The sequence below is a fragment of the Glycomyces tenuis DSM 44171 genome (assembly GCF_000427885.1).
GTDB classification, from domain to species: domain Bacteria; phylum Actinomycetota; class Actinomycetes; order Mycobacteriales; family Micromonosporaceae; genus Glycomyces; species Glycomyces tenuis.
On the sequence record NZ_ATYW01000021.1, the window covers coordinates 14,145 to 37,315 of the forward strand.

21 protein-coding genes and 1 pseudogene are annotated in these 23,171 nt (G+C 70.3%); 7 read left to right on the forward strand and 15 right to left on the reverse strand.

All coding sequences use genetic code 11. The annotated features are described in order from the left end of the window. Window positions 1-14 precede the first annotated feature (14 nt). The 5 genes from YWW_RS0119885 to YWW_RS31760 all read right to left on the reverse strand — a co-directional run bounded on the left by YWW_RS0119885 (window position 15) and on the right by YWW_RS31760 (window position 5,086). Entirely contained in the window at window positions 15-1,067 is a 1,053-nt protein-coding gene (locus YWW_RS0119885; protein ID WP_051326077.1) for an endonuclease/exonuclease/phosphatase family protein, read from the reverse strand. A gap of 107 nt (window positions 1,068-1,174) precedes the next feature. Beyond that, window positions 1,175-1,870: an alpha/beta fold hydrolase gene (locus YWW_RS0119890; protein ID WP_026931483.1), complete on the reverse strand. Its 696-nt coding sequence runs from the start codon at window positions 1,868-1,870 to the stop codon at window positions 1,175-1,177. Between the two features lie 157 nt (window positions 1,871-2,027). Beyond that, window positions 2,028-3,029, reverse strand: coding sequence for a glycoside hydrolase family 11 protein (locus tag YWW_RS0119895; RefSeq protein WP_026931484.1), 1,002 nt, complete (start codon window positions 3,027-3,029; stop codon window positions 2,028-2,030). A gap of 601 nt (window positions 3,030-3,630) precedes the next feature. Next, window positions 3,631-4,059 (reverse strand): DUF6220 domain-containing protein, encoded by a 429-nt coding sequence (locus tag YWW_RS31755; RefSeq protein WP_155830287.1) that lies wholly within the window; start codon window positions 4,057-4,059, stop codon window positions 3,631-3,633. Then, window positions 4,052-5,086 carry a carboxymuconolactone decarboxylase family protein gene (locus YWW_RS31760; protein ID WP_051326079.1) on the reverse strand — a complete coding sequence of 345 codons (1,035 nt, stop codon included), beginning with the start codon at window positions 5,084-5,086 and terminating at the stop codon, window positions 4,052-4,054. Before YWW_RS31760 ends, YWW_RS31755 begins: the two co-directional genes overlap by 8 nt. A gap of 211 nt (window positions 5,087-5,297) precedes the next feature. On the opposite strand from YWW_RS31760, the gene YWW_RS31765 reads away from it, so the two are divergent. Then, entirely contained in the window at window positions 5,298-6,425 is a 1,128-nt protein-coding gene (locus YWW_RS31765) for a sensor histidine kinase (protein ID WP_051326080.1), read from the forward strand. Then, window positions 6,422-7,084, forward strand: coding sequence for a response regulator (locus tag YWW_RS0119915; RefSeq protein WP_026931485.1), 663 nt, complete (start codon window positions 6,422-6,424; stop codon window positions 7,082-7,084). Before YWW_RS31765 ends, YWW_RS0119915 begins: the two co-directional genes overlap by 4 nt. Before the next feature lie 4 nt (window positions 7,085-7,088). Here the strand turns inward: YWW_RS0119915 and YWW_RS31770 are convergent, their stop codons facing one another. The 5 genes and pseudogenes from YWW_RS31770 to YWW_RS34355 all read right to left on the reverse strand — a co-directional run bounded on the left by YWW_RS31770 (window position 7,089) and on the right by YWW_RS34355 (window position 10,404). After that, window positions 7,089-7,940, reverse strand: coding sequence for a YihY/virulence factor BrkB family protein (locus tag YWW_RS31770; RefSeq protein WP_081687609.1), 852 nt, complete (start codon window positions 7,938-7,940; stop codon window positions 7,089-7,091). A gap of 94 nt (window positions 7,941-8,034) precedes the next feature. Next, a pseudogene (locus YWW_RS38320) lies at window positions 8,035-8,424 on the reverse strand (DUF7144 family membrane protein); the annotation flags it as partial. Window positions 8,425-8,500: 76 nt separating this feature from the next. Then, window positions 8,501-9,097, reverse strand: a complete 597-nt coding sequence (locus YWW_RS0119930; RefSeq protein WP_035697644.1) for an anthranilate synthase component II — start codon at window positions 9,095-9,097, stop codon at window positions 8,501-8,503. Next, a complete protein-coding gene (locus YWW_RS31775; protein ID WP_155830289.1) occupies window positions 9,090-9,401 on the reverse strand; it encodes a hypothetical protein in 312 nt (103 codons plus the stop codon). The genes YWW_RS0119930 and YWW_RS31775 overlap by 8 nt, the downstream gene beginning before the upstream one ends. A 1-nt stretch (window position 9,402) precedes the next feature. Beyond that, window positions 9,403-10,404, reverse strand: coding sequence for a class E sortase (locus YWW_RS34355; RefSeq protein WP_051326082.1), 1,002 nt, complete (start codon window positions 10,402-10,404; stop codon window positions 9,403-9,405). 515 nt (window positions 10,405-10,919) lie between these two features. Between YWW_RS34355 and YWW_RS0119945 the strand changes: the two genes are divergently transcribed. Next, window positions 10,920-11,183 (forward strand): cell division protein CrgA, encoded by a 264-nt coding sequence (locus YWW_RS0119945; protein ID WP_026931488.1) that lies wholly within the window; start codon window positions 10,920-10,922, stop codon window positions 11,181-11,183. Window positions 11,184-11,241: 58 nt separating this feature from the next. Here YWW_RS0119945 and YWW_RS0119950 read toward each other — a convergent pair whose 3' ends face one another. Continuing rightward, window positions 11,242-12,399 (reverse strand): thiolase family protein, encoded by a 1,158-nt coding sequence (locus YWW_RS0119950; protein WP_026931489.1) that lies wholly within the window; start codon window positions 12,397-12,399, stop codon window positions 11,242-11,244. Further along, complete coding sequence (locus YWW_RS0119955; protein WP_026931490.1) at window positions 12,392-12,907, reverse strand: YbhB/YbcL family Raf kinase inhibitor-like protein; 516 nt, start codon at window positions 12,905-12,907, stop codon at window positions 12,392-12,394. The genes YWW_RS0119950 and YWW_RS0119955 overlap by 8 nt, the downstream gene beginning before the upstream one ends. Window positions 12,908-13,099: 192 nt before the next feature. Between YWW_RS0119955 and YWW_RS0119960 the strand changes: the two genes are divergently transcribed. After that, entirely contained in the window at window positions 13,100-14,194 is a 1,095-nt protein-coding gene (locus YWW_RS0119960; protein WP_026931491.1) for an aminotransferase-like domain-containing protein, read from the forward strand. A 1,220-nt stretch (window positions 14,195-15,414) separates the two neighbouring features. On the opposite strand, the gene YWW_RS0119965 is transcribed toward YWW_RS0119960, so the two are convergent. Beyond that, the gene (locus YWW_RS0119965; RefSeq protein ID WP_026931492.1) at window positions 15,415-15,789 is read right to left on the reverse strand and encodes a hypothetical protein; all 375 of its coding nucleotides are present in this window, start codon (window positions 15,787-15,789) and stop codon (window positions 15,415-15,417) included. Between the two features lie 116 nt (window positions 15,790-15,905). On the opposite strand from YWW_RS0119965, the gene YWW_RS0119970 reads away from it, so the two are divergent. Further along, window positions 15,906-16,418 carry a peptidylprolyl isomerase gene (locus YWW_RS0119970; RefSeq protein ID WP_035697645.1) on the forward strand — a complete coding sequence of 171 codons (513 nt, stop codon included), beginning with the start codon at window positions 15,906-15,908 and terminating at the stop codon, window positions 16,416-16,418. Beyond that, the gene (locus tag YWW_RS0119975) at window positions 16,419-17,381 is read left to right on the forward strand and encodes a rhomboid family intramembrane serine protease (protein WP_026931494.1); all 963 of its coding nucleotides are present in this window, start codon (window positions 16,419-16,421) and stop codon (window positions 17,379-17,381) included. Window positions 17,382-17,594: 213 nt separating this feature from the next. Here the strand turns inward: YWW_RS0119975 and mobA are convergent, their stop codons facing one another. Then, window positions 17,595-18,269 carry a molybdenum cofactor guanylyltransferase gene (gene mobA / locus YWW_RS31785; RefSeq protein ID WP_051326083.1) on the reverse strand — a complete coding sequence of 225 codons (675 nt, stop codon included), beginning with the start codon at window positions 18,267-18,269 and terminating at the stop codon, window positions 17,595-17,597. A 9-nt stretch (window positions 18,270-18,278) separates the two neighbouring features. Beyond that, window positions 18,279-19,250, reverse strand: a complete 972-nt coding sequence (locus tag YWW_RS0119985; RefSeq protein WP_162145977.1) for a DUF4192 domain-containing protein — start codon at window positions 19,248-19,250, stop codon at window positions 18,279-18,281. A 372-nt stretch (window positions 19,251-19,622) separates the two neighbouring features. Between YWW_RS0119985 and dnaE the strand changes: the two genes are divergently transcribed. Beyond that, a complete protein-coding gene (dnaE, locus tag YWW_RS0119990; RefSeq protein WP_026931496.1) occupies window positions 19,623-23,162 on the forward strand; it encodes a DNA polymerase III subunit alpha in 3,540 nt (1,179 codons plus the stop codon). Window positions 23,163-23,171 lie beyond the last annotated feature (9 nt).

Consider the following 23,171-nt stretch of genomic DNA (forward strand, 5'->3'; position numbering starts at 1 on the left):
CGTCGGCGCCTCGCTCACTCCGGCAGCCGGATCGTGGCGAGGACCGGCGCGTGGTCGCTGCCGTCCTTCTCGAGCACCTCGAAGTCGCTCACGGCGATCCGCTCGTCGACCAGCACGTGGTCGAGCGTCACCGCGGGCGGGCGCACGAACCCGCCCAGGTAGCCGCCCTCGATCGGGCGCCACGTCGCGGCCAGGCCCTCCCCGGTCGTCTCGGCGGCGTCGGTGTAGCCCCACTCGACGGCCTCGCGCAGCAGCCGGTGGTCGAGCGTCGCGTTGAAATCGCCCGCCAGGACCCACGGCACGTCCCCGACCGGCCGCGGGAGCTGCGCGAAGTCGGCCTCCCACTGCGGGATCCGCTCGGGCCGCGCCGGCGCGGCGGTGTGCACGGCCATGAAGCGCGCCTTCGAGCCGTCGGGCAGGGTCGCCTCGGCGGCGATCTGGTAGAAGATCCCGTCCGGCTCGGAGGACTCGAGCCGCTCGAGCGGGTGGAGCGAGTACAGGCCGGTCCCGACGGCCAGCTCGGCGGGCTCGGCGATGACGTGCGGCATCCGCTCCTCGAGCCCCAGGTCGGCCAGCTCCTCATAGGCGCCCGGCGTGAGCTCCTGGATGCTGAGCAGATCCGGCTCGTAGCGGTCGACCAGCTCGACGATGTACTCCAGGTTCGCCGTGCCCACATAGGCGTTGACCGACAGGACGCGCAGCTCGGCGCCCTCGGCCACGGGCTGCTCGTCGGGGAGCGCGCGAGGGGCGATCACGGCCGCCATGGCCAGGGCGGCCGCGACGGTGACGATCGCGGCCCGCCAGTGCCGCAGCGCCGCCTGGATCCCCGCGCCGATCAGCGCCGCGCCCGCGACGTACGGGACGAACGCGATCGTCGTGACCAGGATCCACCCCGTCTCGAGGCCGAACAGGCGGATCAGCGCGTAGACCCACACCGCGGCCGTCGCCGCCCATGAGCACCACCGGAGGGCGCGGCTGCGGTACCACGGGGTCCGCGCCGCTTTCACCTGCGGCGCTTCGGCTTCGTCGAGTCGCACCGACGCGTCGTCGGTCTGGGGGTCGCTCATCGAGCCGAGACTAGTCGACGTGTCCAAGCCGAGCGCGTCGTCGCGTCGCGCCGACCATGCGGGCGCGGTCGCCGAAAGCCCCGCTGAAGCCCGGCCCGTCGGATCGTTCAGTCGCTCACGGCGTCGACGTCGCGTTCGATCCAGTACCGGTGCAGCCGCTCGGCCAGCTCCCGCGGCCGGCTCAGCGCGACCATGTGGCCGCCGTCGATCTCGTCGGCGACGACCCCCAGGCGCTCGGCGGCGTGGGCCCGCGCGAACGCTGGTGGGAAGCAGTGGTCGTCGCGGCACAGCAGGTACCGGGTCGGCACCTCGGGCCAGGCCTGGAGCGGCGACGGATCGCCGAAGCCGCCGGCCTGGTCCCGCTCGTGCTCGAACGCCTCGGCGACGAGCTCGGGCGGCAGGTCGTTGAAGAACGTGTCGATGGTCTCCTGCTCGGTGCCCATGCGGACGTCGAGCTTGTCGTGCCCGGTGGCGGACCACCACTCGTTCCCGGTCTCGCCGGGCTTCGGGATCATCGCGGCCACCATGACGAGGAGCTCGGCGTCGGTGCGCGAGCAGACCACGGGGGCGACGAGGCCGCCGAAGGAGTGGGCCGCCACGGCCAGGTTCGGGCGGCCCGCGCATTCGGCGAGGACGGCGTCGGCGTACTCGGCGATGCCGTTCGCCTCGTCCTCGATGGGCAGGTCGACGGCGATGACGTCGTGCCCGAGCTCGGCGAGGTGCGGCACGAGCAGGTGCCAGTCCCATGAACTGCCGCCGCCGCCGTGGACGAGGACGAAGGTGGCCGAGGCGCTCGCATCCATTGGCGCTCCCTTTCGAGCCGAGCCGATCCGGATGTCCGCGAACGTACCAGCCCGCACCGACACGAAGGCCGATCCGCTCGCCCGTCCCGCGGCACGGGCGTGGCGCGGCGGCCGGAGCCGCCGCGCCACAGGTGCGGTGTCGTCGAAGGAGCGGACGTCAGCTACAGGAGACCGACGGCCAGTTCCAGTTGCCGTTGTGCCGGATGGTGACGCCGAAGGTGTTGCCGTTGCCGTTGGGCGTGGCGATCATCTGGGTGGCGGTGGGCCAGGTGGGGCTGCAGTTCCAGGTGGCGATGATCCTGGCGGGGTCCGGGACGTTCATGACCACCCTCCAGTCGCTCTTGCCGGAGACGGAGCAGCTGAGGTTGTAGCGGTCGCTCCACTGCTGCCCGCCGGACAGCGTGACGCTGCAGTTGCCGCCCGGGTCCGGATCGGGGTCCGGGTCCGGGTCCGGGTTCCCGCCACCGGAGCCGACCGTGATGTTGGAACTGCCGCTGCTCTGGTAGCCCTCGGTCGCCATGATCATGTAGTAGCTGAAGCTGCCGAGGTTCATGCCGGCGCGCGCCCAGGCGTCGAAGTGCTCGCCGGTGTTGATGGTGCCGGAGCTGCGGTGGTTCTGGCGGACGCTCCAGTACTGCTGGAAGGTCCTGGTGCCCTCCACGGACGGGGCGTTGGTGCGCGTCGACTCGCCAAGCCAGTAGCTGCCGCTGCTGGTGTTGAGCGTGCCGCGGCTCTGGGCGCCGCTGCTGGGGTTGTACGGGCCGTGGGATTCGACGATGTAGTACTCCACCAGCGGGTTGGAGGTCCAGCCGTACAGGGCCAGGTAGCCATTGCTGCCGTGGTTGACGTTGCCGCTGTAGGTGACGGTGCGGCGTCCGCCGTTGGCCCAGCCCTTGCCGCCGACCCAGTTGTTGGTGCCGTTCCACTGGGAGCTGTAGTTCCCGCCGGGGCCCAGGGTCATGGACACCGAGCCTTGCGTGTCGGTCCAGAACGAGTAGTAGTAGCCGTCGTGCGTGCCCTCTTGGTTGGTGGTGATGACCTGCTGAGCCTGGGCGGTGCCGGGGAGCATCATCCCCGTGGCGCCGAGCGCGAGGGCCGCGGAGCCTCCGAGCAGGACGCTCCTGCGGCTGAACGGGCCGCCGCGTGCGTCGTTGTCCATGGACGTCTTCCTCCTTGTGAAGGCCGGCGGGGAGCCGGCCGGCGCGGTGCGGCCCGGCGGCGGCCGGGGCGTGGCCGCCGCGCGTCGTCGCCGCGTGACGCAGTGGTTCTCATCTGGTCGCCGTGAGGGCGACGACCGACCGGGCCGCAGCAGCGACTCGGATCGACAAATGTCTATGTCTATCGATGGGACCAGTATGGAGTGGAGGTGAGGGCATGTCAATAATTTCCGGAACATTTTCGAGAATAGTTCACTCGATTTGGGAGTGACGATGCGCATATAACGCCTGTATATGGACATTATTCGAACAGTAGGCATCGTTTGATATGTATATTATGTCCTATAAATACGAACTGTCTAATTTGTGTTATGTCGAAACTTCCGAAAGAATTCCGATTCGCTTGGCGGCTCCGCGCCGCCGGCACGGGGCGTGATTCGAAGACGCGGCCCGCGGCGCGGGGCCTCCCGCGCCACGGGCCCTGAACGAGGGCCCGCTGCCGCCCCTGCGCCCGGTCCGGCGACCCGCTCCCGGCGGACACGCCGACGGCTCGCGGCGCAGGGGTGCCGTCCTGCGCCGCGAGCCGCGTCTCTGGTTTCCTCTTTAAGCCGTGGTGGCCGCCGCCGGGGCGGCCCCCGCCCCGCTCTCCTTGCGGGACTCGAGGATCTTCTTGGCACTCCTGCCGGTCGCCTCGGTGAGGCCCATGACGAACAGGGCGTTGATCGCGTGGAGGCCGAAGATCAGCTGCCCCGCCGTCGTCCCGCCGACGCTGATCACCGCGATCAACGACTGCACGACCATCAGGCCGAACACGCCCGCCGCCATGCCCACGAGCCTCCCGCCCGCGCGCGACAGCGCCGCGAACAGGATCGCCACCAGCGCGAGCAGACCGAGAAGCCGTCCGTTCATGATGTGCAGCTCGAAGGACTCGGCCGTGTCGCCGGTTCCCAGGGCGCCGTAGCCGGCCAGGAAGATCTGGATCCCGATCAGGATCTGGATCAAGGCCATCCAGATTCGGAAGAATTTAAGCATCGATGGTTCCCATCTCAATCAGGTTGGATTGCATCTGGTCGACGGCCTGCATCACCGCGAAGCCGAAGACGAAGACGGTGGAGTGGTCGGACAGGGCGCCGGCGCGCCACACCGCGACGGCGTCGTCGTCGATCGAGCCGGGGTCGAGCGCCGCCGCCGCCACCAGGCGGGCGCCCAGCGCCGCCCGGTCGGGCAGGTCCTCGATCCCGCCGACCGCGATCGGACCGGTCACCAGCTGCGAGCCCCACCAGCCCACCGACCGCTCGATCGCCTGCTCGGCGCTGTGCGCCACCTGCTCGTCCAGCAGCCTGCGCCCGCAGCTCGCGACCGCCCGCAGGTGCGCGTACGCGCGCCCGACCGGCGATGCGCCGCCCCAGTCGGGAACGGTGAGGTCGAGCGTCGGCCACCGCCCCTTGAGCCACGGCTCCCTCCGGTCGAGCAGCGGCAGGCTCAGTCCCGGCTCCAGGTCCGCCGCCACCGCCTCGCGGACCTGCCGGGACGCCACCGCGCGCCCCAGCTTCGTGGCCGTGACCGGATGCGGCGAAGCGTTGTGCGCCAAGACCTTCACCAGGCGGGTGATGAACTCGAAGACCAGCGCCGTCCCGATGAACCGCGGCGCGGCCGAGGCGCTGAACGGCCCGTCCAGGCTCGGCGCGGCGGCCCACTCGGCGAGGTCGGCGTGCGCGTACGGCGCCCCGCCGTCCCGGACGGCCTCGGCGAGCTCGTGCTCCCCGGCGGCGTGCAGCATGAGCGCGTGCGCGTCGGCGCAGAAGCGGCAGGCGTTCTTGACCGCGATCGTGGTCGCCACGACCTCCTTCGCGGTGCGCTCGGCCGGACCGCCGACGAGCAGCGACTCGCGCAGCAGCGCCCACATCGGCGCGAGCAGTTCGGGAGCGGGGGAGAGCATCATGAACGGCGGGCCGACGGTGATGCCGAGTTCGGCCTTGGCCTGCCGGTAGACCTCCGCTACGAGGCCGTCGGCGGCCTCGGGGAGTACGGGGGTGACGTGTCGGACGGTGGGTGCCATCGCATTGGGCTCCTCGGGTGGGTTCGAGGCACAGGATTTCGCGCCTGCATCGAGAATCCTCTGCCGCGGCGGGGATGTCGTCGGCTCAACGTCGGCAATCCGCCCCCCTGTGTACGTCGCAACGCTGTCGGCCGCGTACGCCCATGGGCGTACACCACTCATGGAACCGCTGGTCGACGCTGCCGTCGGTGGCGCTGCCTAGGATGGAACGATGCTGAAGCGCTTGACCGTCCGGAGGGCGGACATCGTCCTCGGGGCCCTGCTCCTGGCGCTCTCCGAGCTGGCCGCCGTGGTGAGCCACTACTACATCGGCAACCCGCTGCCGGCCTACGCCTGGGTGGTGCTGCTCATCGGGCCGATCGCGCTGGTCTTCAAGCGCGACTACCCGCGCGTCGTGGTCACCATCGCGGTCGTCGCCATGGTCGTCCTCGCCCACCTCGAGCTCGGCCTGCTGCCCGCCGTCCCCGCCCTGGTGGCCATCGCCACCTCGATGTACCTCGGCTACCGCTCCTGGACCGTCACCGTCGTGCTCGCCCTGTCCGCGGTCATCGCCTTCGGCTACTGGTGGTCCGCCGATCGGAGCCTCAACGGCGAGGTCATCCGCAACACCCTGCTGTTCGTCGGCTGGCTGCACGTCGCGATGATCTCCGGTGAGGGGCGGCGCCAGCGCGACGCCTACATCGAGGAGGCCGAGCGCACCAAGGAGGAGGCGGTCAAGCGCAAGGCCGCCGACGAGCGCGTCCGCATCGCGCGCGAGCTGCACGATTCGCTGACGCACTCCATCTCCGTCATCCGCGTCCAGGCCGGCGTCGCCGTCCACTTGGCGCGCAAGCGCGGCGAGCAGCCCGCCGAGGCGCTCCTGGCCGTCGAGGAGGCCGCGAAGGACGCTACGAGGGAACTGCGGGAGACGCTCACGATGCTGCGCGACGACGACGGGCTGCGGCTCGGCCGCGTCAAGGACCTCGCCGAGCGCTACCAGGGGCTCGGCATGGAGATCGGCCTCGAATGCGAAGGCGTCGAAAGCCTCGACATCGACCCGGAGGCGGACCACGCCGCCTACCGGATCGTGCAGGAGGCGCTCACCAACGCCGTCCGCCACTCCGCGGGCGGCCGCGTCGAGGTCCGCATCGGCCGCCTCGGCGAGCTGCTCGACGTCGAGGTCGTCGACGACGGCCGCGTCGACGCCTTCGAGCCCGGCCGGGGCATCACCGGCATGCGCGAACGCGTCGACTCGCTCGGCGGCACGCTCATGGTCGGCCCGGACCCGCGCGGCTTCGCGGTCCGAGCCCAGCTCCCGGCGAAGGCCGAGGCCGGTGCGGAGCGGGAGGCGCTGCAGTGATCCGGGTGCTCCTCGCCGACGACCAGCCGCTCATGCGAGGCGGCTTCCGCGCGCTCATCGACGCCGAGGACGACATGACCGTCGTCGCCGAGGCCGCCGACGGGGTCGCCGCGGTCGAACTCGCCCTCGCCCACCGGCCCGACATCGCGCTCCTCGACGTCGAGATGCCCGGCGGCAACGGCATCCAGGCCGTCCGCGAGATCGCCGCGCTGGAGGCGCTGTCCGGGCTGCGCATCGTCATGCTCACCAACTACTCCTTCGACGCCTACGTCTTCGACGCGCTGCGCGCCGGGGCGGCCGGGTACCTCGTCAAGGACACCGAACCCGAGGAGCTGCTGCGCTGCGTCCGCGCCGCCGCCTGCGGGGAGACCCTGCTGTCGCCGGCGATCGCCGCGAAGCTCGTGGCCGAGTACGTGGCCCATCCCCCGGCGCGGCTGGCCGGGAAGGTCGAGGGCCTGACCGGCCGCGAGACCGAGATCGTCGCGCTGGTCGCGCGGGGGCTGACCAACACCGAGATCGCCGAGCGGCTGTTCATCAGCCCGGCCACGGCCAAGACGCACGTCCACCGGGCGATGATGAAGCTCGGCGTCAGGGACCGCGCCGGCCTGGTGGTCTTCGCCTACGAATCGGGCCTGGTGCAGCCCAAGGGCGCCGAGTGAGGGCTCAGCCGATCCCCGATTCCTCGGCGCTGTCCCCGCTGCGCTCCCCGGCGTTCGCCGAGACGTTGTACTCGGAGCCGAACAGCAGGACCGCGTTGGTGATCCACAGCCACACCAGGAAGACGATGACGCCGCCGAGGGTGCCGTAGGTCTTGTCGTAGTTGCCGAAGCTCGCCACGTACAGGCCGAACGCCGCCGAGGCTACGACCCACAGGACCACCGCCACGATCGCGCCGGGCGCGCGGAAGCGGAACGTCGAGCGCTTCGCCGGGGCCAGCCAGTACAGCAGCGCGACGATCACCACCACCAGGACCAGGATGATCGGCCACTTCACCCACTGCCAGACGGTGACGGCGGTGCCGCCCGCGCCCACCGCCTCCCCGATCGCGGTGGCGACGGCGCCGCCGGTGGCGGCGACGAGCGCGCACGCCGCCGTCAGCGCGCCGACGACCAGCGTCAGCACGACGCGGACGATCAGGACGGTCCACCACTTGCGGGTCTCGCCGGTGCCGTTCACCTCGTTGAGCGCCCGCGAGAACGCGGCGATGTAGTTGGAGGCGGCCCACAGCGCGGCGGCGAGGCCGATCAGGGCCATGACCCCGGCGGTCGCCGGATTGGTCTGGAGGCCGGTGACCGCGTTCTCGATGATGGACATGGCGTCGGCGGGGGCCACGTCCTCGACGCCGCTCAGGAGCTCGCGGGTGGCGTCCTCGTCGAGCATGCCGATGAGCGAGGTGCCCACCAGGATCGCCGGGAAGAGCGACAGCACCGAGTAGTAGGTCAGCGCCGCGGCGTCGTCCAGGCGGTGCTCCGACAGGAACCGCTTCGCCGCGGCCACGAAGGATCGACGGCCCATGCTTCCCACCGTGCCAGCTGGGGGCGGCGTGCGCGCCTAAACGGACGATTCCGTCATCGGCGTCGCCGGTGTCCTCGCCGAGCTGCGTGGTGACCGCCCAGATGACGAAGACGTCGAGCACGATCACCAGCGCTGACCACAGTGGGTACCGCGGTGCGAGGAGGCACTGGTTCACGGCGGAGACGGCCGCGACCACCAGCGCCAGCGCCGCCTTGCCGCGCAGGCGGCCGAGGCGCCCGCCCACCCCGATCAGCGCGAGCCCCAGGACGATCCCGCCGAGGCCGATGCCGAGGTTGACCCAGCCCAGGGCGTCGTCGGCGCGGTACCAGTAGCCGCCGCCCGAGAGGTCGAAGGTCTCGCCGCCGACCGCGTCGCAGCCGAGGAAGAGCTGCGAGACGCTGATGAGGAGCAGCAGGACCCCGGTGAAGGCCGGTACGCCGCGCGGTCGGCGCCGAGGCGGCGGATTCCAGTCCTGGCGAGTCAAGTGCGTCCCTTGCGTGCCGTGAAGCGCTCTGCGGCGGATGGTCGGTGCCGCCTCAGCCTATAGACGAAGCGAGTTCCTATGTGGTCTGGCGCGCCGAGTCCGGGAGGCGTCTCAGCCAGTTGTCCAGCAGGGCGCTGCCGTCCTCGGTGAGGATCGACTCCGGGTGGAACTGCACCCCCTCGACGTCGAGGTCCCTGTGGCGCAGCGCCATGACGACGCCGTCGTCGGTGGTCGCGGCGATCGCCAGCGGAGGGGCGACGGTATCAGGCTCGACGGCCAGGGAGTGGTACCGGGTGGCGGTCAGCGGGTTCGCGCAGCCGGCGAACAGGCCGAGCCCGTCGTGGTGGATCGGGGAGGTCTCGCCGTGGCGCAGCTGCGGGGCCCGCGAGACCGTCGCGCCCCAGTGCTCGGCGATGACCTGGTGGCCCAGGCACACCCCGAGCATCGGGATCGAGGCGGCGAAGCGGTCGAGCAGCTCGTGGCCGAGCTCGGCCTCGTCGGGGCGCCCGGGGCCCGGGGAGAGGAGGATCCCGCCGGGGCGCAGCGCCTCGGCTTCGGCGAGGGTGACCTCGTCGGAGCGGCGGACCTCGACGCGCGCGCCGAGGGCGCGCAGGTAGCTGACGATGGTGTGGACGAAGGAGTCGCGGAAGTCGACGACCAGGACGCTACCCATCGCCCTCCGCAGTCTCGGCGTCATCGGGTGGCGTCGCGGTCTGGTAGTCCTCAGGGTCGAAGCCGGTGTGCTGGCAGTCGACGCCCTGGGTGCAGGTGGGTTCGTCTCCGGCAGGCTGGTCATCGCCGCCCTCCTCGTTCTCGACGGTGCCGCCGACGTCGACGTTGCTCCACGGCATCATGGGGCGGATCGCCGGGAACGCCACGTACCACAGCAGCGCGAAGACCCCCGCCGCCAGTGCCAGCGAGCCTATGAGCTTACCCGGCAGGCCGCCCGGGATGCGCCTCCAGATCCATGAGTACACGTCAGGCCTCCGCGTCGATCGCTTCGTCCGGCATCTCGCCGTCGGGATCCCGCTCGTAGGTCTCCACGAGCTGGGAGTACACGACGTACCGTTCGTAGTTGTCCCACAACGGATGGCAGGTGAACAGGGTCAGCCAGTAGTCGTCCTCGCCGGGCTCGACGCCCGGCTCGCCCGGCACGGGCTCGGTGATCTCGACCTGGGTCTCGTCGACGACGACGTGCTCTTGGACCTCGTAGACGTAGAAGTGGTCCATGGTCTCGATGACGACCTTGTCGCCGGCCTCGAGCTCGCGGATCTTCTGGAAGATCGCGGGGACGTTGTGCCCCGCGAGGGTGAAGTTGCCCTGCTCGCCGGGGTAGGCGCCGTCGAGGTAGCGGCCGGGCGCGTACTCGATGTCGGCCAGGTCGGTGCCCTCGACGATGACCCACGACTCGGGGCGGATGTCCGGCGCCCACATGCGGGCGAAGGCGTCGCCGAGCTCGGGGACGGGGGCGGCGTCGCCGTCCTCCCCGCCCTCGGTGTCCCAGAGGACGTCGAGCTCGCTGGAGAGGTCCTCCTGCTGGTTGTTGATCTCGGCGCTGACGCCGAAGACCTCGTAGGCCGCGTAGAGCAGGACGACGACGCCGAAGGTGATGAGGACCTCGCCGACGCCGCGGACGGTCTTGCGGGTCTTGCCGGCGGCCTCGCCGTCGCGGTGACGCTTGACGGTCTGCTTCTTGCGCGTGGCGGACTCGGCGCCTTCGGGCGCGGGGACGGGGGCGTCCGGGATCTGGGGGAGGATCGCGGTGGCGTCGGGGGCCGGGATGAGGTCGGGCCGGCCTTGCTTCTTGGCCGCCGAGGGCGGCCGCAGCGGCGCGGTCTGGTCGTGCGGAGGGTGCGGTCGGGGCGACGGGCGCGCCGCAGGGTCGGGCGCGGGCACGGTGGCCCGGCCCGCGCTCGGGGCGGGCCGCGGCGGGGAGGAGGAGAGCTCCTCGCCGAAGGGCGACCAGTCCTGATCGTTCACCTGGGAACATCGCCTCCGTCAGATCATGTGTTCGACTCGTTGGGGGATGGTTTCGCAACCATAACGCCCCACGCCATCCTAAGGTGACGCCTCGAATCCAAGTATCGCCCGAACGGGCCCGTGAGCGGGTACCACCGCGCCATCGAGGCGGGCTCCAGGCCCGATTCCACCGAAGAGACAGTCCCGCAGCCGCATCGGACGGCCGCATGGGAACACCCTACGGCGCACCGTCAAATCCGCACCGTCGAACTCGCGAACGGCGCACGCGGTCGTCCCGCGATCCCGGCTCCGAATCGCGGCCCGCCCGACTCCGCTCCGAGCGGTGCGCCGGCGCGCGGTGACTCGACGCCGAGCTCCGCTCGGACACGGATCTCCCGAGCGCTTTCCGGCCGCGACGCCCGAGCGAAGCGGCGCCGCCGCCGCGGGAACGCTCCCGGACCGGCCTGGGGCGTGGACATCGACGAGGCGGGCGGTACCCTGAACTTCGGATATTTCCCTCAATTGGAGAACCGCCGATGCCGAAGTCACGTGTGCGCAAGAAGAAGGTCTACTCGAGCCCTTCGGGAAAGAGCTCCCAGGGCGGCGAGAGCTACAACGATCCCAGCCCGCTGTGGGTGCCGATCACCGCTGTCGCGCTCATCGTGATCGGCATCGGCTGGCTGACGCTGTTCTACCTCTCGGGCATGGCGTACCCCGTCGCCGCCTGGGGCTATTGGAACCTCGCGGTCGGCTTCTCGGCCATGGTCGCGGCCCTGCTGGTCCTCTCCAAGTGGAGATGACCACCGAACCGCGACCTTGAACGCTCGCCGCGCGCGACCTATGGGATGACGACCCCGCCTACAGGAGCTCGAACACCGTCGCGTTGGCCATGCCGCCTCCTTCGCACATCGTCTGGAGGCCCCGCCTCGCGCCGACGTCGCGCATGTAGTGCAGCATCGTCGTCGCCAGCCTCGCCCCCGAGGCTCCCAGCGGGTGTCCCAGCGCGATCGCCCCGCCGCGCGGGTTCAACCGCTCCTCGTCGGCTCCCGTCTCGGCCAGCCATGCCAGCGGGATCGACGCGAACGCCTCGTTGACCTCGAACACGTCGATCTCGTCGAGGTCCAGCCCGGCCCTGCGCAGGATCCGCGCCGTCGCGGGGATCGGCGCGTCCAGCATCATCACCGGGTCCGAGCCGACCGTCGTCGCCGCCGCGATCCGCGCCATCGGCCGCACCCCGAGCCGGCGCGCGTGCGCGTCGGTGGTGATCACCAGCGCCGCCGCCCCGTCCGAGATCTGCGACGACGAGCCCGCCGTCACCGACCCGTCCGCTCTGAACACCGGCTTCAGACCGGCCAGCTTCTCCATGCTCGTGTCGCGCCGGATCCCCTCGTCGGCCACGACGCCGGCCAGCGGCGCGATCTCCGAGGCGAACACGCCCTTGTCGGCCGCCGCCGCGGCCCGCTCGTGGCTGGTCAGCGCGAACGCGTCCATCGCCTCCCGGCTCACCCCGTAGCGCTCGGCCACCAGCTCCGCCGCGACGCCCTGATTGAACGGCACCGCCGCGGCGGCGTCCACGCGGTCGCCGTAGCGCTCGCGCACCGCCGGGCCGTACGGCTCCCCCGCGCCCGTGCCGACGTTCGAGCCCATCGGCACGCGCGTCATCGACTCGACGCCACCGGCGACGACCACGTCCGCGTGCCCGGCCATGACCGCGGCGGCGGCACTGCTGATCGCCTGCTGGCCCGAGCCGCACTGCCGGTCGAGCGTCGTCCCGGGGATCGTCTCGGGCCACCCGGCCGCCAGGACCGCGTTGCGCGCGATGTTCCAGGACTGCTCCCCGACCTGCGAGACGCAGCCGAGCACGACGTCGTCGACCGCGTCCGGCTCCAGCCCGGAACGCTCCAGCGCCGCTCCCAAGGCGTGCGCCGCCAGGTCGACCGCGTGGACCCCCGAGAGTCCGCCGCCGCGCTTGCCGACCGGAGTGCGCGCGGCGGCGAGGACGACGGCCTCAGGCATTGCGGTACACCGGGGTGATCAGGCCCCTGGCCAGCACGTTGAAGGTGATGTTGAACGAGCCGAACGCCATCGACGCGTCGGAGGGCACTCCCACCTTCTGCTGCAAGGCGTGGACGGCGAAGATGTAGCGGTGCGGGTAGTCGCCCGGCGGCGGGGCCGCGCCCGCGAAGCCGGCCTTGCCCGAGTCGGTGCGCAGCTGCACCACGCCGGCGGGCGGGTCGAGGTCGGCGCCGGTGGGCAGCTCGGTGACCGTCGGGTCGAGGTCGAGCATCATCCAGTGCCACCAGCCCGAGCCGGTGGGCGCGTCGGGGTCGAAGCAGGTCACGGCGAACGCGGCGGTCTCCTCGGGGAAGCCCGACCAGGACAGCTGGGGTGAGACGTCCCGGCCCGACAGGTGGGCCTCGGGGAGCGTCTCGCCGTCGGCGACGTCGGCGGACGTCACCTCGAACGATGGAACTTGCGGAAGGAAGTCGTACGGCCAGGGTGCCTGCGGACGGTCGAGCGTCATCGTGTCCTCCTACTGATCGGCGACGGGTGCCGAAAGCCGGGAAGCCATGGCGAACCCGCTGAGGCCCAACAGAGCCCCACTACAGCACACCGTAGCGCCCCGCGCGGCCGGGCGCGGCCAGGGCCGCCGTGCGCCGCGGGCGGCGCGCATGCCGCTCGACGCTGCCGGGGAGCGGCGCATACGCTGGTGGGCATGCCGAACACCGACGTCATCTCATTCTCCAGGGGCGCCCCGTCGCTCGACATCGTCGACACCGAGGGCCTCAAGACCGCCGCGGCCGCCGCGCTCGACGCCGACCCAGCGCGGGTCACCGGCTACGGCACCTCCGTGGGCTACCCGCCGCTGCGCGAGTGGATCGCCGCGAAGCACGAGGTCGAGCCGGAGAACGTGCTCGTCACCAACGGCTCGATGCAGGCCGACGCCTTCCTGTTCGACGAGCTGGTGGAGTCCGGCTCGCCCGTCGTCGTCGAGCGGCCGACCTACGACCGGACCCTCCTGGGGCTGCGCCAGCGGCGCGGCGAGCTGCACCCGGTGGCCGTGCAGGCCGACGGCCTCGACGTCGACGAGCTCGAAGCCGTCCTCAAGGGCGGGGTGCGGCCGAGCCTGGCGCACATCATCCCGAACTTCCAGAACCCCGCCGGTGTGACGCTCTCGGGCGACAAGCGGCGCCGCCTCCTCGAACTCGCGGACGAGTACGACTTCACGATCTTCGAGGACGACCCGTACCTGGACATCCGCTTCCGCGGCGAGCAGTTCCCGACCATGCTCTCGCAGGACGCGCAGGGGCGCGTGGTGTACGCGTCCTCGTTCTCCAAGACCGTGTGCCCGGGGCTGCGCACCGGCTACCTGGTCGGCCCGGCCGAGCTCATCGGCCGGATCGCGAAGGCCGCCACGAACACCTACATCGCGCCGAACATGTTCGCGCAGGCGACGATCTACCAGTTCGCGCAGGCGGGCGCGCTCGAGCGTTCCATCGCCACGGTGAAGGCGGCGCTGGAGGAGCGCGTGGACCAGCTCTCGGCCTCGCTGCGGGCGCACCTGCCGAACGCCGAGTTCGTGGTGCCCGACGGCGGCTACTTCCTGTGGGTGGACCTGGGCGAGGGCGTCGACTGCGAGAAGGTCGCCTCGGCCGCCGCCGACGAGGGCGTGCAGGTCGTCAAGGGCACCGACTTCGTGGTCGACGGCGGGGAGTCGTGCCTGCGTCTGGCCTACTCGGCCGTGCAGGCCGACCGGATCGACGAGGGCGTGCGCCGCCTGGCGAAGGCCGTCGAGTCCGCCCGCGCCTAGGCGTTCCTCGCCGCCGGGAGAGCAGCGAAAGCGCCTGCCGGGGGCCGGGTTCGCCTGCGCCTAGGGGGCGTTGAACGGTCCCGGCCGGCCTGAATCCGGCCCGCCCGTCGAGCCCACCACCACAAGGGCGCCGCTGCGCGGCGCCTGGCCGTGTGCCCGTCGCCCACTGCCACCCGACATCGTGCTCGCTGCGCTCGCTCGGTAAGGGAAGGCTGCGTTGTCGGGGTGCCTGGATCCAACACCGGGCTCTGGCACCCCTCCGCTCTCTTGGCGACGCTTGCGAGCCATGACTTGGCACTGCGAGCGAACAAACGGACTCGGATACCGCCTCGCCCTGATTCACAGGACAGGTCCTGGCCTGTTCGCAAACCCCCGACGGGCGCTATCGGGCCCGCCGCCATCCGAACCGGCTAGCGCTGCGCCCGTTCACTGTGTTGCAGGGGTCCCAGATCCGAACACCGGTATCAGGGAGCCCCTCTACCCCCTTGGCGAAGCTCATGTGCAGCTCGCGAGCGAATGGACTCTGATGCGGCCTCGGCCTGGTACGAAGCGCGGCCTGGAGCGCATCGCCTTGTGAGGCGGTGAACGCCTCACTCGTCGAGGCGGGCCGGGACGGGGAGGGCCTTCCGTCTTCTCGGCGAAGCCCGCGAACGACGAACCGGCAATGCCGGCGAACGGCGCGGCACCGGCTCCCCGTCGGGGCTCGGTGGTCGGCGCCGCCCTCGGCATCGCGGTCCGGTGCCCCGAAACCCGGACTGCCCTGCGAACCCGTGGGAAGTATGTCCACATTGTGTGGATTGGCGGGGTGTCGTCGCGACCGCTGCGAACCGCGTGGGGGCATGGGATGCTCGCCGCCCGCCGCCCATGATCGACACTTTCCGTAGCGACTGCGGCACGCCTTGTCGACGAAGAGTGGCGGTTATGCGACATGGCGTATAACCGCCACGGCCAAACCCTTCACATTGGGCGCACCGGGCGCGAGAATCGTCTCGTGATCGCGGCACTTGCCGCGCGGAAGGCCGTATTCCCGCCCCCATTGGCGCCGGATCGGTGAACTCGCCCACTCCCCCCCGGGGCGAGGCACCGGTCCGGCGTTCAACTTCTCCCAGCGGACCGGGCACTGTGCGGCGCGGTCCGCGCAGCCGGAAACACCTCCGACCGGCGGGTCACGCAGGTCGAGGCATGGCGCGGTGAGCCGCGCCCGAACGGTCCGCGCCCGCTCAGCGGCGCGCGTGCTCGATCAGTTCCTCGTTGATCGCCTCATCGGTGATGCGGGGATTCTGCTCGGTGTCGTCGAGCAGCTCATCAGCCAGCAGCGACTCGCCGATCGTCTCGGTGCGCCGGCGGTACCACATGTACGCGGCGGCTCCGCCCGCCGCGACCCCGGCGCCGATCGCGCCGACCACCCACGGCCACCTGTTGGGGCGCTGCTTCCTCAGGCCGACCTTCGTCAGTACGACGTTGACCTTCGGCGTCGCCGCCTCGCGCGTCCCCCGCGCGGCGGCCACCCCTGCGTTCTTGAGATAGACCGCCCCCTGGGTGAGGTTGTCCTTGACCTCCCTGGCGGGAGTCGTGGAATTCCGGCTGAAACCCATCGTGATAGCCCTCCTCTAGGTGCTCGTAGTCTCATGTTGCACCGCTCTGGGAGACCCGTCGAGGGAAACGGGGGAGAAAGTTGGACCAACCTGACGCGTCTGGCACCATTGACGCCATGACAAAGGCGACTCTGAAGACCAACGTCGGCGACATCAAGATCGACCTGTTCGACAACCACGCGCCCAAGACGGTCGCGAACTTCGTCGGCCTGGCCGAAGGCACCAAGGAGTACACCGACCCCAACACCGGGGCGGCCGGTTCGGGCCCCTACTACGACGGGGTGATCTTCCACCGCATCATCTCCGGCTTCATGATCCAGGGCGGGGACCCGACCGGCACCGGCCGCGGCGGCCCCGGCTACCAGTTCGCCGACGAGTTCCACCCCGACCTGCACTTCGGGCAGCCCTACCTGCTGGCCATGGCGAACGCCGGGCCCGGCACCAACGGCTCCCAGTTCTTCATCACCGTCTCGCCCACGCCGCACCTCAACGGCCGCCACACCATCTTCGGCGTCGTCTCCGACCAGGACTCCCAGGCCGTGGTCGACCAGATCGCCAAGACCCAGACCGGTCCGATGGACCGTCCGGTCAACGACATCGTCATCAACAGTGTGAGTATCGAGAAGTAGATGAGCGACGAGCAGTCGGCCCCGGTCTGCTATCGCCACCGGAATCGCGAGACTTATCTGCGGTGCGTCCGCTGCGACAAGCCGATCTGCGCCGACTGCCGAATCGACGCCCCCGTCGGGTTTCAATGCCCCGACTGCGTCGCCGCGGGCCGGCGCAAGGAGCGCCGGGCCCGCTCGGCCTTCGGCGGGCGCGCCGCCACGGCCTTCGGCGGATCCTCCGCCGGATCGGCCGGCACGGTCACGAAGACCATGATCGGCATCAACGTCGCCATGTTCGTGCTGACGCTCCTCGTGGGCGGCATGAGCGCGGTCGGCGGCGCCAGGACCGAACTCCACAACGCGCTGGCGCAGGCCTCCATTTTCGTGTACCAGGGCGGCTTCTACTCGACTCACATTCCGGTCGAGCTCTTCGGAACCGTATACGACCTCCCCGGCGTCGCGAGCGGCGGCGAGTACCGGCTGCTGACCTCCACGTTCATGCACTACGGGGCCATCCACCTGCTCATGAACATGGTGGTGCTGTGGATCCTGGGCCGGGTGCTGGAGAAGGACCTGGGGTCGCTGCGGTTCCTGGCGGTGTACCTCATCTCGGGTCTGGCCGGGAGCGTGGCGACGTACCTGTTCGCCGCGCCCGAGACGATCAGTGCGGGCGCCTCGGGGGCGATCTACGGCCTGTTCGGCACGCTGATCCTGGTGAACCGACGCCTGAGCCGGGACAACACCGGGATGTACATCCTGCTCGGACTCAACCTGGTGATGACCTTCGCCCTGCCGGGCATCTCGATCACCGGCCACCTGGGCGGTCTGGTCGGCGGCCTGCTGTGCGGAGCGGTACTGGCCTTCACGCCGAGGGAGCAGCGGCGAGTCCTGCACTGGGTCGGTTTCGCCGCGATCCTGGCGTTGATGGTGGCCCTGACGGTGTGGCGCACCGGCGTGATCGTGAGCGAATTCGGCATCACCTGACGCCGAAGCCGCCCTCACGACCGGCTCTCAGTGCCGCCGCTCTGGGGCTGGTGGCGCTTCCGTCCTCGCGGTGTCTTCCGCCCTCACGACCGGCTCTCAGTGCCGCCGCTCTGGGCGCCGATGGTGTTCCCGTCCCTGCGGTGCCTTCCGCCGCTGGTTCGCCGATCACCTCCGCCAGATCGTGGTGCCCTCCTCTCTGCGGTGCCTTTCGCTTCAGCAGCCCTCGGCGGTTTTCAGGCAGTCCGCCCATGCGCGGGCCTGTTGCAGGTCTTCAGGGGTGTCGCAGTCGAACCACGGCGGAGGCCCCGGCTCGTTCCAGTACACCCCCTCCACGCCGATGCCGTTGAACAGGATCCTCGCCGCGTCGCCCGGCATCGCCTTCGCGGCGTTCGCCCGCACCGCCTCGGTGGGCCAGACCCCGCACAGCCACTGCCTGCGCCCCGCGTCGTCGCAGTACACCGCGCCCGCGTCCCTCCCGGCCTCCTCGGCCCGGCGCAGCAGCACGAGCAGCGCCTCGGGGCACATGAACGGCAGATCGCCCGGCAGGATCGCCACCCGCTCACAGCCGGCGGGCACGGCCTCCAGTCCCGAGGCCACCGCCCTGGCGGGCCCCGAGCCCGGCGGGTCCTCCAGCACCGACACCACGCCTTCGGGCAGCGGCTCGGCCGTCTTCGGACGCGCCCCGACCACCACCCGGCGCGCGGCGTCGGCGCAGGCGGTGAGCATCCGCTCGAGAATGGTGCGGCCGTCGACGACCAGTTCGCTCTTGGCGGTGCCGGCGAATCTCCGTGCCCTGCCGCCGACGAGGAAGAGTGCGGCGAAGCCGTCCTTCCCTCGCTCGCCGCCCGAACCGGAGTGACCACTGCCCGCAACGGGGGTGTCTCCCATATCTCCAGCCTAGCCATCGAGAGCCTCGCTCGCTTTCCCGCTGCCGATTCCGGCCAGCGTTCCTGGTGGGATTCCGGCCTGGAGCGCGGCCATCAGCATCTGCGCCAGGCGGTAGTTCGGCCGCGCCCGCAGCGCCAGCTCCAAGGCCTCGAGCGCCAGGACGCCGTTGCCGAAGCGGTAGGCCGCGAAACCGGCGACCGTCGCGGCCGGGGCGACCAGTTCCTCTTCGAGGTGCCGAGCCAGCCAGATCCACAGATCGGTGCGGTTGCCCTCGAAATCGCCGGAGTTGATGCGGTCGATCGCGTGGTCGCGGATGTCGAGATCGCCCAGCGCCAGACCGAGCGCGGCGATGTCGGCGGTGTCCGGCAGCTCGGACGAGGCCATCCACCGGTCGACGGTGCGGAGGTCGCGTCCGCGCTGCTCGGCCCAGTCGAGCTCGGCCTCGGCGAGCAGGGCCGCCTCGACCGCGGCGGTGACGGCGGCGCGGCGGCCCGGTTCGGCCGGGTCGAGCTGGGCGGCCACGGCCGAGCGGTCGGGGAGGGCGTGGCCGCCGGCGACCGCGACCTCGCACGAGGCGGGGGAGGTCTGCGGAACGGGCTTGCCCTCGGCCGGGCAGCAGGTGTCCTCGCAGTCGGGGCTGAACCAGCGGCCGTCGGCGACGCGGAAGCGGTTGAGCGGCTTGATGCCCGCGGCGTCGAAGCGGTGGGCGGCGCGCGCGAGCGCGGCCTCGCCGACCTCCCGCTCGCCGTAGGCGATGAGGACGCACGCGTCGCATTCGTTGCGGCACAGCTGCCCCGTGAGATCCCGCAGGTGCTCGATGTGCTCGGCCGAGCCCGGCAGGTCGACGCGGAAGGTGCACTGGAAGTCGCCCTCGTTGAGGCCGACCACGACGAGACTGTGCTCGGGGTGGAAGCCGAGCAGCAGCGGGATGGTCGTTATCAGGTCGACAGGGCCTTTGATCCTGATTTTCGTCTCTGTCATGTTCATGGCATAAGTGTCGATCTGATGTCAACAGATGGCAAGAATTATTTTTTGGGCTGTGGATAACTCATCGCGTCCTGTGGACAACCTTATATATGAAAAGTCCTTATAAGTGTTCTCTTGCTCTTTGAGCTGTTCCGAGCAGGCCGCGGGCGAGGCGCCGCAGGCCACTCGCCGAGGTCTCGACACGCGTCCCGGCAGTCTCCGCGAACCGCCCTGCGGCATTGAGGCGGACCGCATTCGGGCCGCGAGTCGACGCGCCGCGCTCGCGGCAGCGACTAGGCTGAAAGCTGTATCTCACCGGCGGCGCCGCGGCGGGGCTCGGTGTCGGTGGCCGGGTGTTGAATAGGGCGCAGAACCAGGGAGCATCTCGTGTCGAAGCAGTTCGTCCACCTTCACGTGCACACCGAATACTCGATGCTCGACGGAGCGGCGAAGCTGAAGCCCCTGTTCGCCGAGGCCGAGCGGCTCGGCCAGCCCGCCATCGCCATGACCGACCACGGCAACATGTACGGCGGCTACGCCTTCTACCAGCAGGCCAAGAAGACCGGCGTCAAGCCCATCCTCGGCATCGAGGCCTATCTCGCGCCCCACGACCGCTTCCACAAGAAGCCGGTGTTCTGGGGCGAGCCCAGCCAGCGCGGCGACGACCTCTCCGGCGGCGGCTCCTACACGCACATGACCATGGTCGCCAAGAACTCCGCCGGCGCCCGCAACCTCTTCAAACTCTCCAGCGTCGCCTCCTTCGAGGGCTACTACTACAAGCCCCGCATGGACCGCGAGCTCATCTCGCAGCACGCCGACGGCATCGTCGCCACCACCGGCTGCCCCTCCGGCGAGGTCCAGACCCGCCTGCGCCTCGGCCAGACCGAGGAGGCCTACAAGGCCGCCGCCGACTACCGCGACATCTTCGGCGCCGACAACTACTTCCTCGAACTGATGGACCACGACAACGCCATCGAGAAGCGGGTCCGCGACGAGCTGTACGAACTGGGCCAGAAGATGGGCCTCCCTCCGCTGGTCACCAACGACTCCCACTTCGTCACCGAGGAGCAGAAGGACACCCACGCCGCGCTCCTGTGCGTCCAATCAGGATCCACCTTGGACGACCCGAAGCGCTTCAAGTTCGACGGCGAGGGCTACTTCCTGCGCTCGGCCGAGCAGATGTACGCCGTCCGCAGCGACGAGATCTGGCAGGAGGGCTGCGCCAACACCCTCCTCGTCGCCGAGAAGGTCGAAGGCTACGACGAGATCTTCGCCGTCCAGGACCGCATGCCGGTCATCGAGGTCCCCGAAGGACACGACCAGGGCTCCTGGCTGCGCCACCTCGTCGACGAGGGCCTCAAGGACCGCTTCCAGGGCGGCGAGGTCCCCGCCGAGTACCGCGAGCGGGTCGCCCTCGAACTCGACGTCATCATCAACGCCGGATACCCCTCGTACTTCCTGGTCGTCGCCGACCTCATCAGCCACGCCCGCTCCATCGGCATCTACGTCGGCCCCGGCCGGGGCTCGGCGGCCGGTTCGCTCGTCGCCTACGCGCTCAAGATCACCAACATCGACCCGATCCACTACGACCTGCTGTTCGAGCGCTTCCTCAACCCCGAGCGCGTCTCCATGCCCGACATCGACATCGACTTCGACGACCGCCGCCGCGGCGAGATGATCACCTACGCCACCGAGAAGTACGGCTCCGAGTTCGTCGCCCAGGTCATCACCTTCGGCACCATCAAGACCAAGGCCGCGATCAAGGACGCCGCCCGCGTCCACCACGGCCAGCCCGGCTTCTCCATCGCCGAGCGCATCACCAAGGCCCTGCCGCCGCCCGTCGCCGCCACCGACATCCCCCTGTCCGGGATCATGGACCCCGAGCACCCGCGCTACAAGGAGGCGGGAGAGGTCCGCAGCCTCATCGAGAACGACGGCGAGGTCCGCCAGATCTTCGACTCGGCGCTGGGCCTGGAGGGCCTGATCCGCAACGCGGGCGTCCACGCCTGCGCGGTCATCCTCTCCTCGCAGCCGCTCGTGGACTGCATCCCCATGTGGGCCAGGCCGGACGGCTCGATCATCACCGGCTGGGACTATCCGTCCTGCGAGGACATCGGCCTGCTGAAGATGGACTTCCTGGGCCTGCGCAACCTCACCGTCATCGGCGACGCGATCGAGGCGATCAAGGCCAACCGGGGCATCGAGCTCGACCTCGACACGCTGACGACCGACGACCCGAAGGCCTACGAGCTGCTCGCCCGCGGCGACAGCCTGGGCGTGTTCCAGCTCGACGGCGCGGCCATGCGAGAGCTCCTCAAGCGCATGCAGCCCACCGAGTTCAACGACATCATCGCCGTCAACGCCCTGTACCGGCCGGGCCCCATGGCCGCGAACTCGCACAACAACTACGCCGACCGCAAGAACAAGCGCCAGGAGATCACCCCGATCCACCCGGAGCTCGCCGAGGCGCTGGAGGACATCCTGGCCGAGACCTACGGCCTGATCGTCTACCAGGAGCAGATCATGCGCATCGCCCAGAAGCTCGCGGGCTTCACCATGGGCCAGGCCGACGTGCTCCGCAAGGCCATGGGCAAGAAGAAGGTCGACGTCCTGGAGAAGATGTACGCCGACTTCGAGGGCGGCATGCAGTCCAACGGCTACTCCAAAGAGGCCATCAAGACGCTGTGGGACATCATGCTCCCCTTCGCCGGGTACGCGTTCAACAAGTCCCACGCCGCCGGCTACGCCCTGGTCGGCTACTGGACGGCCTACCTCAAGGCCAACTACCCGGCCGAGTACATGGCCGCGCTGCTCACCAGCGTCGGCGACTCCAAGGACAAGGCCGCGGTCTACCTGTCCGAATGCCGCAAGATGGGCATCACCGTCATGCCCCCGGACGTCAACGACTCCCGCCACGTCTTCCACCCGGTCGGCGAGGACATCCGCTTCGGCATGGGCGCGGTGCGCAACGTCGGCGCGAACGTCGTCACCGGCATCATCGAGGCCCGCGAGGAGAAGGGCGCCTTCACCGACTTCAAGGACTTCCTCCAGAAGGTGCCCGCGCAGGTGTGCAACAAGCGCACCATCGAGTCGCTGATCAAGGCCGGCGCCTTCGACTCCCTCGGGCACTCCCGCCGCGGTCTGGCCGAGGTGCACGAGAAGGCCATCGACGCGATGGTCTCGATCAAGAAGGAGGAGGCCCGCGGCCAGTTCGACCTGTTCGGCGGCATGGCCGAGACCACCGACACCCTCGGCGTCGACCTGTCGATCTCCGACGAGGAATGGGAGCGGCGCGACAAGCTCGCCCTGGAGCGGGAGATGCTGGGCCTCTACGTCTCCGACCACCCGCTCAACGGCTTCGAGCGGCTGCTGTCGGCGAACGCCGACCGGCCCGTCGCGGCCCTCCACGGCGAGGAGCTCCCCGACGGCGCGAACGTCCGTGTCGCCGGGATCCTCCAGAACGTCGCCAAGCGCGTCACCAAGCAGGGCAAGCTGTGGGCCTCGGCCACTCTGGAGGATCTCGCGGGCTCGATCGAGGTCCGCTTCTTCCCCAACACGTACGAGCTCGTCTCCGATTCGCTCGCCGACGACCTGATCTGCTGCGTCAAGGGCAAGCTCGACCGCCGTGACGGCACCGCGCAGCTCATCGCCCAGGACCTCGCGGTGCTCGACACCTCGAGCGGCCCGGAGGCGAACTCGGCGCCGATCACGCTCGCGCTCCGCGCCGCCGTGGTCAATCAGCAGCTCATCGAGAAGCTCTCGGACACCTTCCGCTCCCACCGCGGCGAGGCGCAGGTCCGCGTCCAGCTCGCCAACGGCCCCAAGACGACCATGCTCGCCCTCGGCGACAACTGGCGCGTCCGGCCCTCGGTCGAGCTCTCGGCGGACCTCAAGGCGCTCTTGGGCGCCGGGGCCCTCATCGGATAGCCGCCCTCA

Bases quoted from the DNA above. Each gene is read 5' to 3' on its own strand.
- YWW_RS0119975 (WP_026931494.1), top strand. From the start codon at position 16,419: ATGAGCGACGAGCAGTCGGCCCCGGTCTGCTATCGCCACCGGAATCGC.
- YWW_RS0119965 (WP_026931492.1), bottom strand. From the start codon at position 15,789: ATGGGTTTCAGCCGGAATTCCACGACTCCCGCCAGGGAGGTCAAGGAC.
- YWW_RS31770 (WP_081687609.1), bottom strand. From the start codon at position 7,940: ATGGGCCGTCGATCCTTCGTGGCCGCGGCGAAGCGGTTCCTGTCGGAG.
- YWW_RS0119955 (WP_026931490.1), bottom strand. From the start codon at position 12,907: ATGACGCTCGACCGTCCGCAGGCACCCTGGCCGTACGACTTCCTTCCG.
- YWW_RS0119890 (WP_026931483.1), bottom strand. From the start codon at position 1,870: ATGGATGCGAGCGCCTCGGCCACCTTCGTCCTCGTCCACGGCGGCGGC.
- YWW_RS0119960 (WP_026931491.1), top strand. From the start codon at position 13,100: ATGCCGAACACCGACGTCATCTCATTCTCCAGGGGCGCCCCGTCGCTC.
- YWW_RS0119930 (WP_035697644.1), bottom strand. From the start codon at position 9,097: ATGGGTAGCGTCCTGGTCGTCGACTTCCGCGACTCCTTCGTCCACACC.
- YWW_RS0119895 (WP_026931484.1), bottom strand. From the start codon at position 3,029: ATGGACAACGACGCACGCGGCGGCCCGTTCAGCCGCAGGAGCGTCCTG.
- YWW_RS0119885 (WP_051326077.1), bottom strand. From the start codon at position 1,067: ATGAGCGACCCCCAGACCGACGACGCGTCGGTGCGACTCGACGAAGCC.
- YWW_RS31765 (WP_051326080.1), top strand. From the start codon at position 5,298: ATGCTGAAGCGCTTGACCGTCCGGAGGGCGGACATCGTCCTCGGGGCC.
- YWW_RS31760 (WP_051326079.1), bottom strand. From the start codon at position 5,086: ATGGCACCCACCGTCCGACACGTCACCCCCGTACTCCCCGAGGCCGCC.
- YWW_RS0119945 (WP_026931488.1), top strand. From the start codon at position 10,920: ATGCCGAAGTCACGTGTGCGCAAGAAGAAGGTCTACTCGAGCCCTTCG.
- YWW_RS0119985 (WP_162145977.1), bottom strand. From the start codon at position 19,250: ATGACAGAGACGAAAATCAGGATCAAAGGCCCTGTCGACCTGATAACG.
- YWW_RS31755 (WP_155830287.1), bottom strand. From the start codon at position 4,059: ATGCTTAAATTCTTCCGAATCTGGATGGCCTTGATCCAGATCCTGATC.
- YWW_RS0119950 (WP_026931489.1), bottom strand. From the start codon at position 12,399: ATGCCTGAGGCCGTCGTCCTCGCCGCCGCGCGCACTCCGGTCGGCAAG.
- YWW_RS0119970 (WP_035697645.1), top strand. From the start codon at position 15,906: ATGACAAAGGCGACTCTGAAGACCAACGTCGGCGACATCAAGATCGAC.
- mobA (WP_051326083.1), bottom strand. From the start codon at position 18,269: ATGGGAGACACCCCCGTTGCGGGCAGTGGTCACTCCGGTTCGGGCGGC.